The organism is Klebsiella sp. CB_Kp196 (assembly GCF_040061575.1).
GTDB lineage: Bacteria > Pseudomonadota > Gammaproteobacteria > Enterobacterales > Enterobacteriaceae > Klebsiella > Klebsiella michiganensis.
In genome coordinates this window covers 33,788-50,438 of the sequence record NZ_JBEAFH010000003.1, presented here as the reverse complement: position 1 = coordinate 50,438, position 16,651 = coordinate 33,788, and the positions used below count along the sequence as shown (strand labels likewise).

The following is a 16,651-nucleotide window of genomic DNA, read 5'->3' as shown; positions in this document are numbered from 1 at the left end:
TGGCTACCCAATCTGGCAGAAACGGTAGCCCGGGTAAGACGTTAGCCGCAACCCGGGGGCACGCAGGCAAATTAATCCAGACGCCGTTTGGTTTTCAGCCACGTCAGGCCGATAAACATCACCGCCGAGGCGATTAAAAACATCACGTTCACCAGCAGCACCACCGGGATGTTGCCCGCCAGAAACAGGCTTTGCAGGGTGCTGACAAAATAGCGCGCCGGGATCACGTAGGTCACCGCGCGGATTATCGCCGGCATGCTGTCTATCTGAAAAATAAACCCGGACAGCATAATTGAAGGCAGGAATGCGGCATTCAGCGCCACCTGCGCGGCGTTAAACTGGTTGCGGGTAATGGTGGAAATCAGCAGCCCCATTCCCAAGGTGCTCAGCAAAAACAGGCTGGTGATAAAAAACAGAATCACCAGCGAACCGCGAAAGGGCACGCCGAGAATAAACACCGCCACCAGCATACACAGCAGCATCGCCAGCATGCCGAGGAAATAGTAGGGGATCAGCTTGCACAGCAGCAGCTCGGCGCGCGTAATCTCGGTCGACAGCAGCGCCTCCATGGTGCCGCGCTCCCACTCGCGGGCCACCACCAGCGAGGTCAGGATCGCGCCGACTACCGTCATAATGATGGTAATCGCGCCGGGGATAATAAAATGCTGGCTGATCGCGGCCGGGTTAAACCAGTAGCGCGTCTGCACGTCGATTAGCGGCTCGAAGGTTTCGCCGCGATCTTCCGCCCGCTGCTGCTGCCAGATTTGCCAGATGCCTTCGACGTAGCCCTGAGCGAAGTTAGCGGTATTCGGTTCGCTGCCGTCGGTGATGAGCTGGATCGGCGCATCGTCGCCGGGGCGGGCCATCTTCTGGTCGAAGTCCACCGGCAGGGTTACCAGGGCGCGAATGCGTCCCGCCTGCATCATCTGCACCAGTTCCTGGCGGTTATCGCTGATGGTGGCGTCGATATAAGGGGAGCCGGTCATGGTATGGACAAAATCTAGCGCCTCTTCGCTCTGCTGCTCCAGCAGCACGCCCACCCGCAGCTTGCTGGAGTCGAGGTTAATCCCGTAGCCAAAGATAAACAGCAGCAGCAGGGGGATGACCACCGCAATCAGCCAGCTGCTGGGGTCGCGGACAATCTGCCGCGTCTCTTTCACGCACAGGGCGCGTACGCGCCGCCACGATAGCAGTTTACCGCTCACCGGCGTTCTCCTTATCCCAGTCGTGAATGAGGGTGATAAACGCCTGCTCCATCGTCGGGTCAGGCTGTTCATCATCCGCCGCCAGCGCCTTCAGATCGTCCGGCGTGCCGCTGGCGATCAGTTTGCCGCGATAGACCAGGCCGATACGATCGCAATACTCCGCTTCATCCATAAAGTGGGTGGTGACCATCACCGTCACGCCTTTATCCACCATACTGTTGATATGCAGCCAGAATTCGCGGCGGGTGAGGGGATCGACCCCGGAAGTGGGTTCATCAAGAAACAGGATATCCGGTTCGTGCATCAGCGAGCAGGCCAGCGCCAGGCGCTGTTTATAGCCGAGCGGCAGATCGTCGGCGGCCTGCCGGGCGATGCTTTTCAGGCCAAACGCCTCGCTCATGCTGGCGATTTTGTCGTTCTGCGCCCGTCCGCGCAGGCCGTAGACGCCGGAGAAGAAGCGCAGGTTCTGCTCAACGGAAAGGTTGCCGTAGAGCGAGAACTTCTGCGCCATATAGCCCAGATGCTGACGCGCCTTGCCGGAGCTGACTTTCAGGTCCATGCCCAGCACCAGCGCTTTCCCGGAGGTGGGGACCAGCAGGCCGCACATCATCTTAAACGTCGTGGACTTTCCCGCGCCGTTAGGCCCGAGGAGGCCGAAAATCTCCCCGCGTTTGACCTGAAAATCAACGTGGTCGGTGGCGGCAAAATCGCCGAATTTCTTGGTCAGGGTCTGCGCCTCAATCACCGTGTCCTCATGGGAGCCTTCCACGGTGTGGATAATGTTGCCCAGCGGCGATTCGGCAGTACCGGCGCCGCCCAGCAGGTCGATAAAGGCATCCTCGAAGCGCGGCGCGGTTTCGGCGACCTCCAGCGGCGGCATATCGCCAGCCTTCTGTACATCGCTGATGCTGGCCTCTTTTTTAAGGATCAGGCGTACCGATTTACCCTGAATCACGCCATCGCTGACCTGCGGTAGCTTCAGCGTACGCTGGAGGAGGCGGCGGTTATTCTCCCGGGCGCTGGAAACCAAAAAGCTGCGTCCGGCCATGGTCTGCGTCAGCTCTTTTGGCGCCCCCTGGTAGAGCAGCTGGCCCTCGTTCATCAACAGAACGTCCCGGCACTGCTCGGCCTCATCAAGATAAGAGGTGCTCCAGAGGATCAGCATTCCGTCGCCCGCCAGTTCGTGCACCATCTGCCACAGTTCGCGGCGGGAGATAGGGTCGACGCCGACGCCGGGTTCGTCCAGCAGCAGGACTCTCGGTTCGCCGACGAGGGTGCAGGCCAGGCCAAGTTTCTGCTTCATGCCGCCGGAAAGCTTGCCCGCCAGCCGGCCGGTAAAGGGGCCGAGGGAGGTAAACTCCAGCAGCCTGGCGAAGGTTTTTTCCCGCGCCTCGCCGGTCACGCTGCGCAGATCGGCGTAGAGCGTCAGGTTTTCCATCACCGTCAGATCTTCATACAGGCCGAATTTCTGCGGCATATAGCCGAGCACCGCATGCAGGGCGCTATCGTCGGCAATCGGGTCGAAGCCGATCACTTTTGCGCTGCCTGCGTCGGGCTTCAGCAGCCCGGCGAGCATGCGCATCAGGGTGGTTTTTCCGGCGCCATCCGGGCCCACCAGACCGGTCACATAGCCGGAGTGAATGGTGCAGTCCAGCGGCGCGACGGCCGGGCGATCCATGCCGGCAAAGCGCCGGGTCAGGCCGCTCAGCGTAATCACGTCCTCGCTCATTGGCCGTTTCCGTGACTGAAGGTGACGGTGACCGGCATCCCCTGGCGCAGCGCGTCGTCGGCATCAGTGACCACAATACGCAGGCGATAAACCAGATCGGTGCGCAGGTCCGGCGTTTCCACGGTTTTCGGCGTGAATTCAGCGGTAGGGGAGACGAAGCCGATTTTGCCGCGGTAGGGTTTATCCGGGCGACTATCGGTGTAAAGCAGCACTTCGCGACCCGGCTGGGCCTGACCGAGGTTTTTTTCATCGATATAGGCGCGCACCCACACCGGATGGGTTAACGATAACGTCATCACCGTGCCGCCAGCGCTGAGCATGCTGCCCGGCTCGACGGCGCGGGTCATCAGCGTCCCGTCGGACGGTGAGGTCAGCGTGGTATCGTGCAGATCCAACTTCGCCTGCGCCAGCGCGGCCTGCGCCTGTTCAAGGCTGGCTTTGGCCTGGGCGATTTCCTGCGGACGATTACCGGCGCGGTACTGGCGCAGCTTATCCTGCGCGGACTTCAGCGTCGCCTGGGCCTGATCGCGCGATGAGCGGGCGTTTTCCAGGTCGTTAGCGGAGATGGCGCTGCTTTTGCGCAGCCCCAGCTGGCGCTGGTAAAAATTCTGCGCATAGTCGTAAGCGGCCTGCGCCTGGTTGACCGCGGCGGCGGCCTGGGCGATCTCTTCCGAGCGATACCCCGCCATCATCAGGTCGTACTGCGCCTGGGCGGTGGAAACGTTGGCCTGAGCCTGCTGCAGGGCATTCTCGTAGGGCGCGCGGTCCAGCTCGCCCAGGGTCTGCCCGGCTTTAATCGCATCGCCCTCGTCGACGCTGAGCGACGCCAGCCGCCCGCCCACGCGGAAGCTGAGGTTGACGGTACGAATATCCACGTTGCCATACAGCGTGAGCGCTTTCTGCTGGCTGCTCTGGTACCACCACCAGCCTCCGCCAATGACAGCGGCCAGCAGGAGAAGCAGCACAACGACGATGAGCGGTTTTTTCATGACTCCAGACTCCTTTGCGATAATCCTTCCAGAACGAAATCAATATGGCAGGTGATAACCTCAATAATTTGCGCGGTTTTGTTCCGATCGAACTCAGCCCAGCCCGCGCGGCGCAGCACCGTTTCCCGACCAAGGCGAAAAGCGAGAACTTCGCCCAGCAGCGCGTGGGTGTGGAGGACCATTTCCGTGCTGTCAGCGTTAAGGCCGGTATAGGCGGCGATTAAGCGGGTCAGGTAGCAGTGTAGCGGAGCAATCACCTGATCGTGGATGAGCCGGTAGGCCGGCGTTGGCGACAGCTGCTCGCGGGAGATAAATTTGCTCAAATTGACGGTGTCGTCCTGGGTCAGCAGCAAAATCAGATTCTGGCAGGCGCCCAGTATCAGGGTGCGCATGGCGGCTTTATCCGGAACAGGCTCAGCGCACAGCGCTTCCGCCGCCTGCGCGTGGGGGCGGAAATTGTGCTCGATAAAATCGGCAATCCACTGGGCGCAGGCGAGATAGAGATCGTCCTTGGAACCAAAATAGTAGGTAATGGCGGCGATATTCTGCCCGGCCTGGGCGGCAATATCGCGGGTTGTGGCGTGCAGGCCGTATTCGCCAAACTGGGCGATTGCGGCGGCGATAAGCTGGCTTTTCGCCTGCTCGCCCTTACTGGTCGTAGGAGTGGTTGTCATCGCGCGAGAAAAGTTAATCAATCGATTGATTAACTCTAGGCGCAGGTTGGCGGTTTGTCCACCGTTTGCTGCTAGATATGAAATCCTTCGCGACTCAGCTCTTCGGCAACCCAGGCAAAGAAGATCTTCACTTTCTCTTTTTGTTCATTCGGGTGCGGTAAAACGAAGTGATGCGCGTTAACCGGCATGCTGACGTCGCGGGTAAAGACGGGTTCCAGGTGGCGTTGGCTCACGCTCTGCCCGGCCAGCAAATTACTCTCAAGAATAATCCCCATCCCCATCCGGGCAGCCTCAATACTCATATAGGAGCGGTCAAAATTAAAAATAAAGTTTTTATTCCAGCCGCGAACCTTATGCCACGACAGCCAGTTGCTCCAGCCGATCAGCGTGCTATCGGAATGAATAAGGTCGCAGGCCAGCAGGTCTTCAATGGACTGAACGTCGCGGCCGGCTAAATAAGTCGATGAGCTAAAGGGGAGCACGCGTTCATTTTTTATGGTCTTGACCACCAGGGTTGGCCACTGTGAGAGCCCGTGGCGAATATCGATATCAATATTATCGCGGGAGAACTGGATGCTTTCATAAGAGCAGGTCAGGCTAATTTTAAGCTCCGGCCAGGCCTGGCGAAATTTATTCAGACGGGGCATCAGCCACAATAATCCAAAGCTCGGCGCGGAATGAATCCGTAAATAATCCTGGTGGATATCATTAATCACCTGGTTAGTGGCCTGACCAATAATATTTAACGCCCCGGAAACCTCTTTAAGGTATTTTTCGCCAATTGTGGTTAATACCATCCCTTTACTGCTACGGGAAAATATCTTTTTTCCCAGATACTGTTCCAGGCTGGCTATCTGATGACTTACCGCGGAGGCCGTAATATTAAGATTCTCTGCCGCCAGGTTCAGGCTGCCGGTATCAGCCACTTCAATAAAGGCCTGGATATTACGTAAGGATGGCATCGGCAAGCTTTTATTCTGCAGCGGCTGGTTCATGATTTCCTCCGGCGGGGGGAATAACGCAAGGCGTTTTTTTTACTCAGAGAGAAGGACGTCCAGCCGTTATCCCAGAAAATGATGGTCAGCATAGCACAGCCGGAAAATAAGTGATGGCGCAATCCGTGATGAAGTTAACAGTTTTAAATGCACAACGCTCGAAAAAAAAAATTGACAGGAATTTGAGTGCAGTCACGAAGCAAATTTTTCTCACGCGCAATTGAGCTTTTTTGAATACCCTTTCTTTTTGGGATTGTTATATTGCAACTACAGGCCTGATAACAGGGCGCGATGCGGTAAGGGTCGCGACAAAAACATAAAAAAATAAAGAGGATACCCTATGTCACGTATAGATACTGTTGTCTGTACTGACGCCAGAAAAACAAAATATCGTTTCGTGGTTTTGACGATGATTTTCCTGGTGTATGCCATAAATTACGCCGACAGAACGAATATCGGCGCGGTACTGCCGTTCATTATTGACGAGTTTCATATCAACAACTTTGAGGCCGGGGCCATCGCCAGCATGTTTTTCCTCGGCTATGCGGTAAGCCAGATCCCGGCCGGTTTTTTTATTGCCAGACGCGGCACCCGGGGACTGGTCTCGCTGTCTATTTTCGGCTTTTCCGCTTTTACCTGGCTGATGGGCACCGTGAGCTCGGTATTTGGCCTGAAGATGGTGCGACTGGGGCTGGGGCTTAGCGAAGGGCCGTGCCCGGTGGGGCTGGCTTCAACCATTAATAACTGGTTCCCGCCGAAAGAGAAGGCCACGGCAACGGGCGTCTACATCGCCGCCACCATGTTTGCGCCGATAATCGTACCGCCGCTGGCGGTGTGGATCGCGGTTACCTGGGGCTGGCGATGGGTCTTTTTCTCCTTTGCGATACCGGGGATTGTGGCGGCGGTCGCGTGGTACCTGTTGGTTAAGTCAACGCCCGCGGAAAGCGGATTTGTTTCGCAACGCGAACTGGAAGAGATTAATGCCGGGCGTGAAACCGATAAAAACGCCGTCCGCGAAAATATATTAATTGCCGACCGCTTCACCTGGCTGGATAAAATTATTCGGGTGAAAAAGATGGCGCCTATCGATACGGCGAAAGGATTATTTACCTCGAAAAATATTCTTGGTGACTGTCTGGCCTATTTTATGATGGTCAGCGTGCTGTACGGGTTATTAACGTGGATCCCGCTGTATTTAGTGAAAGAGCGCGGTTTTGACGTGATGAGTATGGGCTTCGTGGCGAGTATGCCGTGCATCGGCGGCTTTATTGGCGCGATTGGCGGAGGCTGGATCTCGGATAAAGTGTTAGGCCGCCGGCGTAAACCCACCATGATGTTCACCGCGATTTCAACCGTGGTCATGATGCTCATTATGCTGAACATTCCAGCAAGCACCTGGGCGGTATGTATTGGATTATTCTTTGTCGGTTTTTGTTTGAATATTGGCTGGCCGGCTTTTACCGCCTACGGAATGGCCGTTTCGGACAGTAAAACCTATCCGATTGCCTCTTCTATTATTAATAGCGGCGGCAACCTTGGCGGCTTTGTCGCCCCGATGGCCGCCGGTTTTTTACTTGATCAGACCGGCAGCTTTAATTCTGTATTCACCTATTTTGGTATCTGCGCCGCAATAGGTCTGGTGGTGATTCTTTTCCTCGATGAGCCACAATAACGGCAATATTTCTGTTAATTAATATGACGTCATGTCATGGAGTGAAAATATGTTATTAAAAGATAAAGTCGCCATTATTACTGGCGCGGCCTCCGCACGCGGTTTGGGTTTTGCCACCGCCAAATTATTTGCCGAGAACGGCGCCAGCGTGGTCATTATCGACCTCAATGGCGAAGCCAGCAAAGCCGCAGCGGCGGCCCTGGGCGAAGGCCATCTTGGTCTGGCAGCGAACGTCGCCGATGAAGTTCAGGTGCAGGCCGCAATCGAACAGATTCTGGCGAAATATGGCCGGGTCGATGTGCTGGTGAATAACGCCGGCATTACCCAGCCGCTGAAGCTGATGGAAATTAAGCGCGCCAACTATGACGCTGTGCTGGACGTCAGCCTGCGCGGCACGCTGCTGATGTCGCAGGCGGTTATTCCGGCGATGCGGGCGCAAAAATCGGGCAGCATTGTCTGTATCTCTTCGGTTTCCGCCCAGCGCGGCGGCGGTATCTTCGGCGGCCCGCACTACAGCGCGGCAAAAGCCGGTGTGCTCGGCCTGGCGCGGGCGATGGCGCGCGAGCTTGGCCCGGATAACGTCCGCGTAAACTGCATCACGCCCGGGCTGATTCAGACCGATATTACCGCCGGCAAGCTGACCGACGACATGACGGCCAATATCCTCGCCGGGATCCCGATGAACCGTCTGGGCGATGCGGTGGATATCGCGCGTGCCGCCCTGTTCCTCGGCAGCGATCTCTCTTCCTACTCGACCGGTATCACCCTGGACGTGAACGGCGGCATGTTAATCCACTAAGCGAGGCAATCAGATGAAGATGACAGAAACACAACAAGTTGCCGCGGCGGCGTGGCGTATCCGTCGCTATGCCCTGCAAATGGGCGAAGTCCAGGGGCAGGGCTATATCGGCCAGGCATTAGGCTATGCGGATGTGCTGGCCACCGCCTTCAGCCACGCGATGCGCTACCGTCCGGAAGATCCGCAGTGGGAAGGGCGTGACCGTTTTCTGCTCTCTCACGGTCATTACGCCATCGCCTATTATGCGGCGCTGCTGGAAGCGGGAATTATCCCGGAAGAGGAGCTGGAGACCTACGGTTCCGACGACAGCCGCCTGCCGATGTCGGGCATGGCGACCTATACGCCTGGAATGGAGATGTCCGGCGGCTCGCTGGGGCAGGGGCTCTCCATCGCCGTCGGGATGGCGCTCGGTCTGAAGAAGAAGGGCAGCGCATCCTGGGTTCTTAACTCTATGTCGGATGGGGAGCTGGACGAAGGTTCAACCTGGGAAGCGGCGATGTCGGCCGCCCACTACGGCCTGACTAACCTGATTAACCTCGTTGACGTGAACAAACAGCAGGCGGACGGCGATTCGCGCAAAATTCTCGGCTTTGAGCCGCTGCATGAAAAATGGGCCGCCTTCGGCTGGTACGTGCAGCGCGTGGACGGTAACGATCTGGCGGCGGTGGTGGCCGCCTTTGATAACGCGAAAAATCATGCGGGCAACCAGCCGCGGGTCATTTTATGCGACACGCTGATGGGCAAAGGGGTGCCGTTCCTTGAAACCCGCGATAAGAACCATTTTATCCGCGTCGATGCCGACGAATGGCAAAAAGCGATTGCGGTGCTGGACGCCAACAAACCGGAAGGAGTGCTGTAATGAGCCAGAGTAAACCACGCTTAAAAACGTCGGCGATGATCGCCTCCATTGCTGATGAAGGTCAGGCGACCGTTTCCGCGCCGTTTGGCGTCGCGCTCTCGAAGCTGGCGGCCCAGCGTCCGGAAATCGTCGGTATGACCGCGGACCTGTCAAAGTATACCGATCTACATATTTTCGCCCAGGCCTTTCCGGATCGCTTCTTCCAGATGGGAATGGCGGAGCAGCTGCTGATGGGGGCCGCCGGGGGAATGGCGAAGGAGGGATTTATTCCCTTCGCCACCACCTATGCCGCTTTTGCCACCCGTCGCGCCTATGATTTTATCCATCAGGTGATTGCCGAAGAGCATCTGAACGTGAAGATCTGCGCGGCGCTGCCGGGCCTGACCACCGGCTACGGGCCGAGCCATCAGGCAACGGAAGATCTGGCGATTATGCGCGGTATTCCCGGCATGGTCATCGTCGATCCCTGCGATGCGCTGGAGATAGAGCAGGCGGTACCGGCGATTGCCGACCACGACGGTCCGGTCTATATGCGTCTATTGCGCGGTAAGGTGCCGCTGGTGCTCGATAAATATGATTATCAGTTTGAGCTGGGCAAGGCGAAGCTGCTGGAGGACGGTAACGATGTACTGATTATCTCTTCCGGGCTGATGACCATGCGCGCCCTCGAGGCGGTTGAAAAACTGCGGGCCGATAATATCAGCGCGGCGGTGCTGCATGTCCCCACCATCAAACCGCTTGATGAAAAAACGATCGTTGCGCAGGCTTCGAAGCCCGGCCGTCTGGTGGTGACCGCGGAAAACCACACGTCGGTCGGCGGGCTGGGGGAGGCGGTTGCCGCGCTGCTGATGCGTAAAGGCGTACGCTGCGAGCTGGATACCGTCGGTTTGCCTGACGAATTCCTGCTGGCCGGCGCGCTTCCGACGCTGCACGACCGCTACGGCATCTCCACCGCGAAGATGGTCGAAAAAATTAAGTATCGCCTGCGTTAATCGCTTTCGCCGCCGCGTTCTGCGGCGGCGTTTTTCTGCTTTTGTTCGCGGTTTCCCCGTCGAGGCATTAAACGGGCTATTTCGGGGACGCCTGGCGCGAAGCGCCATCGCCGCTTCTCATCGACAGGACGGGGAGTAGTGGTTTGTTAGCCGGAGGATTCTTTTCGGCAGATTTTATGCGGTTCGTCACAAAATCTGCTAGACTGCGCAGCTTCATGGCATTGTGGTTTTTGCCATCTCTTTCGCAATAATCTCCCTGAAAACTACGCCTGTGACGGGCCGGGGCGGTTCGGAGTTGTTATGTCTTTTGATTCCCTTGGCCTGAATCCTGAAATCCTGCGCGCCGTCGCTGAGCAGGGCTACGTTGAGCCAACCCCAATTCAGCAGCAGGCTATCCCGGCAGTATTACAGGGGCGCGATCTGATGGCCAGCGCTCAGACCGGTACCGGCAAAACGGCGGGATTTACGCTGCCGCTGCTTCAGCATCTGATCCAACAGGAGCCGCATGCTAAAGGGCGTCGCCCGGTGCGTGCGCTGATCCTGACCCCAACGCGCGAGCTGGCGGCGCAAATTGGCGAGAACGTCCGGGATTACAGCAAATACCTCAACGTTCGCTCGCTGGTGGTGTTCGGCGGCGTGAGCATTAATCCGCAGATGATGAAGCTGCGCAGCGGCGTCGATATCCTGGTGGCAACGCCGGGTCGTCTGCTGGATCTTGAACATCAGAACGCCGTGAGCCTCGACAAAGTCGAAGTGCTGGTGCTGGACGAAGCCGACCGTATGCTGGATATGGGCTTTATTCACGATATTCGCCGGGTGCTGGCGAAGCTGCCGGCCAGACGTCAGAACCTGCTGTTCTCCGCAACCTTCTCCGATGACATTAAATCGCTGGCGGAAAAGCTGCTGCATAACCCGCTGGAGATCGAAGTCGCCCGCCGCAACACCGCCTCTGAGCAGGTGAGCCAGCTGGTGCATTTTGTCGATAAAAAGCGCAAACGCGAGCTGCTGTCGCAGATGATCGGTGAAGGTAACTGGCAGCAGGTGCTGGTCTTTACCCGCACCAAGCACGGCGCAAACCATCTGGCGGAACAGCTCAATAAAGACGGCATCCGCAGCGCCGCTATTCACGGCAACAAGAGCCAGGGCGCGCGTACCCGCGCATTGGCTGACTTTAAATCCGGCGGCATTCGCGTACTGGTGGCCACCGATATCGCCGCGCGCGGTCTGGATATTGAAGAGCTGCCGCACGTGGTGAACTACGAGCTGCCAAACGTACCGGAAGACTATGTGCACCGTATCGGTCGTACCGGGCGCGCCGCGGCAACGGGTGAAGCGCTGTCGCTGGTTTGCGTTGATGAACATAAACTGCTGCATGATATCGAACGCTTGCTGAAAAAAGAGATCCCGCGTATTGCCCTGGCGGGCTACGAGCCGGATCCATCGATTAAAGCCGAGCCGATTCAGAACGGTCGTCAGCAGCAGCGCGGCGGCGGTCGCGGTGGCCAGAGTCAGGGCCGCGGTGGCCAGGGGCAAGGTCGCGGTCAGCAGTCCGCTCCGCGTCGTACCGATGGCGAAGCGTCGAAAGCGCGAACTCAGGACGGTAAGCCTCCTCGCCGTCGTCGCCCGCGTAAACCCGCCGCGGCGGAGTAACACTATCCCGTCACTCCTGTGGCGAGTGTCGCAATCGCGCGGCTAAGCCACTGATGGGTTGTCCGGGTAAGACTCCTTACCCGGACGCGCTTCGCTCAGCATAACCTCGAGCGTGATTCCAGTTTGCTCAGAAAGACGTTCCTTCCGACGGCTAAAAAATGGCACAATAGTGGCTGTTTATACAGTATTCAGGTTTTCTCATGGCTTTGACCGCAGCGCTGAAAGCGCAAATCGCCGCCTGGTATAAGGCGCTTCAGGAACAAATCCCTGACTTTATTCCCCGTCCTCCGCAGCGGCAGATGATTGCCGATGTGGCGAAGACGCTCGCCGGGGAAGAGGGGCGACATCTGGCGATAGAAGCCCCGACCGGCGTCGGCAAAACCTTGTCATACCTGATTCCCGGCATCGCCATTGCCCGTGAAGAACAAAAAACGCTGGTGGTCAGTACCGCCAACGTTGCTCTGCAGGACCAAATCTACAGTAAAGACCTGCCGCTGCTGCGCAAAATCATTCCCGACCTGCGATTTACCGCCGCCTTTGGCCGCGGGCGCTACGTCTGCCCGCGTAACCTGGCCGCGCTTGCCAGCACCGAGCCAACGCAGCAGGATTTACTGGCCTTTCTTGATGACGAACTCACGCCTAACAACCAGGCGGAACAGAAGCTGTGCGCGACGCTGAAAGCGGACCTTGATAGCTACAAATGGGACGGCCTGCGCGATCATACCGATAAAAATGTGGATGATTCATTATGGAGCCGCCTGAGCACCGATAAAGCCAGCTGCCTGAACCGCAACTGCCACTATTATCGCGAATGTCCGTTTTTTGTCGCCCGCCGGGAAATCCAGGAAGCAGAAGTGGTGGTGGCGAACCATGCGCTGGTGATGGCGGCGATGGAAAGCGAAGCGGTGCTGCCGGAACCGAAGCATCTGCTGCTGGTGCTGGATGAAGGCCACCATCTTCCGGAGGTGGCCCGCGATGCGCTGGAAATGAGCGCGGAAATCACCGCCCCCTGGTACCGCCTGCAGCTGGATCTTTTTACGAAGCTGGTCGCGACCTGCATGGAGCAGTTTCGCCCTAAAACCACGCCGCCGCTGGCGAATCCCGAGCGTCTGAATGGGCATTGCGAGGAGCTCTATGAGCTTATCTCCTCCCTGAATAATATCCTCAATCTGTACATGCCGGCCGGGCAGGAGGCGGAGCACCGCTTCCCGATGGGGGAGCTGCCGCAGGAAGTGATGGAGATTTGCCAGCGGCTGGCGAAGCTCACCGAAACGCTGCGCGGTCTGGCGGAGCTGTTCCTTAACGATCTGGGCGAAAAAACCGGCAGTCACGACGTGGTGCGTTTGCACCGGGTTCTGCTGCAGATGAACCGAGCGCTGGGGATGTTTGAAAGCCAAAGTAAACTGTGGCGGCTGGCATCGCTGGCGCAGTCCTCTGGCGCGCCGGTGACCAAATGGGTCACCCGCGACCTGCGGGATGGCCAGATGCATATCTGGTTCCACTGCGTGGGGATCCGCGTCAGCGATCAGCTGGAGAGGCTGCTGTGGCGCAGCGTCCCGCATATCGTCGTTACCTCTGCGACGCTACGCTCGCTTAATAGCTTTTCGCGTCTGCAGGAGATGAGCGGGCTGAAAGAGAAAGCGGGAGACCGCTTTGTGGCGCTGGATTCGCCCTTTAATCACGTCGAACAGGGTAAAATCGTCATTCCGCAGATGCATTATGAACCTCTTATCGATAACGAAGAGCAGCATATTGCCGAGATGGCCGCCTATTTCCGGGAACAGGTTGAGAGCAAAAAGCATCTCGGCATGCTGGTACTCTTCGCCAGCGGAAGAGCGATGCAGCGGTTTCTCGAACAGGTTACCGATCTGCGCCTGCTGCTGCTGGTTCAGGGGGATAAGCCTCGCTACCGGCTGGTCGAGCTGCATCGTAAACGCGTTGAAGGCGGCGAGCGCAGCGTACTGGTTGGGCTGCAATCCTTCGCGGAAGGCCTGGATTTAAAAGGCGAACTGTTAAGCCAGGTGCATATCCACAAGATCGCTTTCCCGCCGATTGACAGCCCGGTGGTGATCACCGAAGGCGAATGGCTCAAAAGCCTCAACCGCTATCCGTTCGAAGTTCAGAGCCTGCCCAGCGCGTCATTCAACCTGATTCAACAGGTTGGCCGCCTGATCCGTAGCCATAGCTGCTGGGGAGAGGTGGTAATTTATGATAAACGCCTGTTGACCAAAAACTACGGTAAGCGTTTATTGAATGCATTACCCATATTTCCGATAGAGCAGCCAGCCGTCCCTGAGGTTATAGTAAAAACTAAAACAAAACAGACGCGTCGCAAACGGCGTTAGCGGTGCAATGTCGACGCGGTGAGACGCTCAGAGGAGCCTGCAATGGACTACAGCAAGATCGTTAAAGAAGTCGGGCGCGGAAAAAACCACGCTCGCGACCTGGACGTGGAAACGGCCCGCGCGCTCTACTCGCGGATGCTTAACGGCGAGGTGCCTGACCTTGAGCTCGGCGGCATTCTTATTGCCCTGCGCATCAAGGGCGAAGGTGAAGCGGAGATGAAGGGCTTCTATGAAGCGATGCAGGAGCACACCATTAAGCTGACGCCGCCGGTCGGCAAGCCGATGCCGATTGTGATCCCCAGCTATAACGGCGCGCGTAAACAGGCTAACCTGACGCCGCTGCTGGCCGTCCTGCTGCATAAGCTCGGCTTCCCGGTTATCGTTCACGGCGTGAGCCACGATCCCACCCGCGTGCTGACGGAAACCATTTTTGACCTGATGGGGATCCCGGCAACGCTTCACGCGGGCCAGGCACAGGCGCGGTTAGATAGTCACCAGCCGGTTTACGTTCCGGTCGGCGTATTTTGTCCGCCGCTGGAAAAACAGCTGGCGATGCGCTGGCGCATGGGCGTGCGTAACAGCGCACACACCCTGGCCAAGCTGGCGACGCCGTTTGCCGAAGATGCGGCGCTGCGCCTGTCGAGCGTTTCGCATCCTGAGTACGTCGGTCGGGTCGCGAAATTTTTTGCCGGGATCGGCGGCCGGGCGCTGCTGATGCACGGTACCGAAGGCGAGGTTTACGCTAACCCGCAGCGCTGCCCGCAGATTAGCCTGATTGATGAGACCGGTACGCGGGTGGTTAACGAGCGTCAGGATGGCGCCGCTGCGCAGGCAGTCGCTCTGCCGGAGTCAAAAGATCCCGAAGTGACCGCGCGCTGGATCGAGCGCTGTATGGTCGGGAGCGAACCGCTGCCGTCATCGTTGAAAATTCAGCTGGCCTGCTGTCTTTTAGCCACCGGCGTGGTCTTGTCTCTGGAGCAGGGGCTGGCGAAGGTGGCTGAGAGCTGGTAACCCTATCGCAGGATCGCAGGCAAAAAAAAGCCCGTCCAGTGGCATGGACGGGCAAGGCAAGGGTATTAAAGGATCTTACAGGGTTAAAACAGTGGCATTACAGGGTGTTGCTGTTGCTACAGGGATAACTGACGATTATTTATAGATAACCGCAGTACCGCTCAGTTTGTTGTTGCTGTTAGCGGAGGTAATGCTATAGCCGGTTGCACCAGCGGCCTCGGCTTTTTCAGCCAGTTTAGCTTCCAGTCCATCCAGCGTCGTCGCGCCTTCAGCGGAAACCACACCAATTTTGTTCATGCTCTCTGCCTGAGCCGATGTCACCGGCTGAGCGGCGAACGCGCCGAAAGACAGAGCGGAAAGGGCGATAGCGGCGGCAGCATATTTGATGTTTTTCATAGTTAATCTCTCGCAGGTTGTTCTGTATAGGGGACGATGTTCCGTCGATGTGATAAGTATCACGGTTTTTAGCGGGAGATAAAATCGAAGGAAATTAACAGTCTTCATCTAATTTTTTGAACGACTATTAATTTATTGAATATTAATAAATTATTTTAGCCGGCGGCGGCGAAACAGGTCGGGGCGACGAACGGGGGGCTGGAAGGGCACATTTTGCCACGCCGTTTGCCAAAAAACGTGCGCGAAAAGATAACGCGATGTGCGTAATGAACGGTAAATATTGGTCAGCGAAGCTGGCTATCCTTGGAGCCTCTGCGATTATATCCTGAAAATGTATTGTTATGTAAATCTTTCTCCTGTTGGCATTTTACGCAGTATTTCACCCCCGCCACCGCCCGTCGGCGCGCCTCAGGAATCGGCTCCCCGCATTCTTCACAAAATTTGTTGCTTTCCCCCGATGACAGTTCGTTTCGCGCCCGAGCTATCGCGTCGTTGATGGTGCTGTCGATCTGTTCCTGCACCGCGTCATCATTCGCCCAGCCTGATGCCATAGTTCACCTCGCTATCTCGCCTCTCTTTAGTATAGAGAATATGGGGATAAAAAATGACCAGACAAGGCTCAGATCTCTGACCATTCACGCAGCAGGTTATGGTAAAGATTAAGCAGAGACAGGACTTCGTCACTTTCGCCGTGGCGGCTTTTTAATTTCTGAATATTGCCATCCAGTTCAAACAGCATACTGCGGCGTTTATCGTCGCGGATCATTGACTGAACCCACAAGAACGAGGCGACGCGAACGCCAGAGGTCACCGGAGTGACGCAGTGCAGGCTGCTTGAAGGATAGAGCACCAGGTCCCCGGCAGGGAGCTTAACCGAATGCTGTCCGTAGGTATCGTTCACGACCAGCTCACCGCCTTCGTAGCTCTCCGGGGGGCTTAAAAAGAGCGTGGCGGAAAGATCGGTGCGCATCCAGCCTCCCTGCGCCTGGCTGCGTACCGCGCCGTCGACGTGGAAACCATAAGTTTCGCTCTGCTGATAACGATTAAACAGCGGGCTGGAAATCGCTTTCGGCAGAGCGGCGGCAAAAAACAGCGAACTGCGATTCAGCGCCGCCAGTACGTTGCCCTGAAGTTCGCCGTAAAGATTGCTGTGGGTATCAACCTGCTGGTTATTTTTGACCTGGGCGCCCAGATCGCCGGTCGTCACGCGCCCGTCGACCCATTCCGCCTGCTGCAGCTGAGCGATAAAATCGTCCACTTCCTGAGAGCTGAGAACGGCGGGAATATGATACATCATCGTTTTATCTCCGGAGAAAACGGGGCGCAGCCGCCCCG

15 protein-coding genes are annotated in these 16,651 nt (G+C 57.2%); 7 read left to right on the top strand and 8 right to left on the bottom strand.

Annotated features, from left to right (window positions below; all coding sequences use genetic code 11):
- Positions 1 to 71: 71 nt before the first annotated feature.
- The 5 genes from ABLU87_RS02120 to ABLU87_RS02100 form a co-directional block, all read right to left on the bottom strand.
- A complete protein-coding gene (locus tag ABLU87_RS02120; protein ID WP_014228500.1) occupies positions 72 to 1,205 on the bottom strand; it encodes an ABC transporter permease in 1,134 nt (377 codons plus the stop codon).
- The gene (locus ABLU87_RS02115) at positions 1,195 to 2,934 is read right to left on the bottom strand and encodes an ATP-binding cassette domain-containing protein (RefSeq protein WP_049101310.1); all 1,740 of its coding nucleotides are present in this window, start codon (positions 2,932 to 2,934) and stop codon (positions 1,195 to 1,197) included. Before ABLU87_RS02115 ends, ABLU87_RS02120 begins: the two co-directional genes overlap by 11 nt.
- Positions 2,931 to 3,923: a secretion protein HlyD gene (gene hlyD / locus ABLU87_RS02110; protein WP_025108107.1), complete on the bottom strand. Its 993-nt coding sequence runs from the start codon at positions 3,921 to 3,923 to the stop codon at positions 2,931 to 2,933. The genes ABLU87_RS02115 and hlyD overlap by 4 nt, the downstream gene beginning before the upstream one ends.
- The gene (cecR, locus tag ABLU87_RS02105) at positions 3,920 to 4,597 is read right to left on the bottom strand and encodes a transcriptional regulator CecR (protein WP_102803325.1); all 678 of its coding nucleotides are present in this window, start codon (positions 4,595 to 4,597) and stop codon (positions 3,920 to 3,922) included. Before cecR ends, hlyD begins: the two co-directional genes overlap by 4 nt.
- Positions 4,598 to 4,668: 71 nt before the next feature.
- Complete coding sequence (locus ABLU87_RS02100; RefSeq protein WP_014837871.1) at positions 4,669 to 5,592, bottom strand: LysR substrate-binding domain-containing protein; 924 nt, start codon at positions 5,590 to 5,592, stop codon at positions 4,669 to 4,671.
- Positions 5,593 to 5,932: 340 nt separating this feature from the next.
- Here ABLU87_RS02100 and ABLU87_RS02095 point away from each other — a divergent pair, with 340 nt between their 5' ends.
- The 7 genes from ABLU87_RS02095 (at position 5,933) to ybiB (ending at position 14,920) form a co-directional block, all read left to right on the top strand.
- Complete coding sequence (locus tag ABLU87_RS02095) at positions 5,933 to 7,264, top strand: MFS transporter (protein WP_046876461.1); 1,332 nt, start codon at positions 5,933 to 5,935, stop codon at positions 7,262 to 7,264.
- 49 nt (positions 7,265 to 7,313) lie between these two features.
- A complete protein-coding gene (locus ABLU87_RS02090; RefSeq protein ID WP_014228506.1) occupies positions 7,314 to 8,063 on the top strand; it encodes a glucose 1-dehydrogenase in 750 nt (249 codons plus the stop codon).
- 13 nt (positions 8,064 to 8,076) lie between these two features.
- Positions 8,077 to 8,922, top strand: a complete 846-nt coding sequence (locus ABLU87_RS02085) for a transketolase (RefSeq protein ID WP_048261142.1) — start codon at positions 8,077 to 8,079, stop codon at positions 8,920 to 8,922.
- Positions 8,922 to 9,914 carry a transketolase family protein gene (locus ABLU87_RS02080; RefSeq protein ID WP_014837873.1) on the top strand — a complete coding sequence of 331 codons (993 nt, stop codon included), beginning with the start codon at positions 8,922 to 8,924 and terminating at the stop codon, positions 9,912 to 9,914. Before ABLU87_RS02085 ends, ABLU87_RS02080 begins: the two co-directional genes overlap by 1 nt.
- A 300-nt stretch (positions 9,915 to 10,214) precedes the next feature.
- Positions 10,215 to 11,564, top strand: coding sequence for an ATP-dependent RNA helicase RhlE (gene rhlE / locus ABLU87_RS02075; RefSeq protein WP_122117185.1), 1,350 nt, complete (start codon positions 10,215 to 10,217; stop codon positions 11,562 to 11,564).
- Between the two features lie 200 nt (positions 11,565 to 11,764).
- Positions 11,765 to 13,909 (top strand): ATP-dependent DNA helicase DinG, encoded by a 2,145-nt coding sequence (dinG, locus tag ABLU87_RS02070; RefSeq protein ID WP_014228509.1) that lies wholly within the window; start codon positions 11,765 to 11,767, stop codon positions 13,907 to 13,909.
- Between the two features lie 42 nt (positions 13,910 to 13,951).
- Complete coding sequence (gene ybiB, locus ABLU87_RS02065; RefSeq protein WP_014228510.1) at positions 13,952 to 14,920, top strand: DNA-binding protein YbiB; 969 nt, start codon at positions 13,952 to 13,954, stop codon at positions 14,918 to 14,920.
- A gap of 135 nt (positions 14,921 to 15,055) precedes the next feature.
- Here the strand turns inward: ybiB and ybiJ are convergent, their stop codons facing one another.
- From ybiJ to ybiX, 3 genes are all read right to left on the bottom strand, one after another.
- On the bottom strand, positions 15,056 to 15,316 hold the full coding sequence (gene ybiJ / locus ABLU87_RS02060) for a DUF1471 family protein YbiJ (RefSeq protein WP_004130722.1): 261 nt from the start codon (positions 15,314 to 15,316) through the stop codon (positions 15,056 to 15,058).
- Positions 15,317 to 15,600: 284 nt separating this feature from the next.
- Positions 15,601 to 15,867, bottom strand: a complete 267-nt coding sequence (locus tag ABLU87_RS02055; RefSeq protein WP_004130731.1) for a DksA/TraR family C4-type zinc finger protein — start codon at positions 15,865 to 15,867, stop codon at positions 15,601 to 15,603.
- A 68-nt stretch (positions 15,868 to 15,935) separates the two neighbouring features.
- Entirely contained in the window at positions 15,936 to 16,613 is a 678-nt protein-coding gene (ybiX, locus tag ABLU87_RS02050) for a PKHD-type hydroxylase YbiX (RefSeq protein ID WP_004849092.1), read from the bottom strand.
- Positions 16,614 to 16,651: the final 38 nt, after the last annotated feature.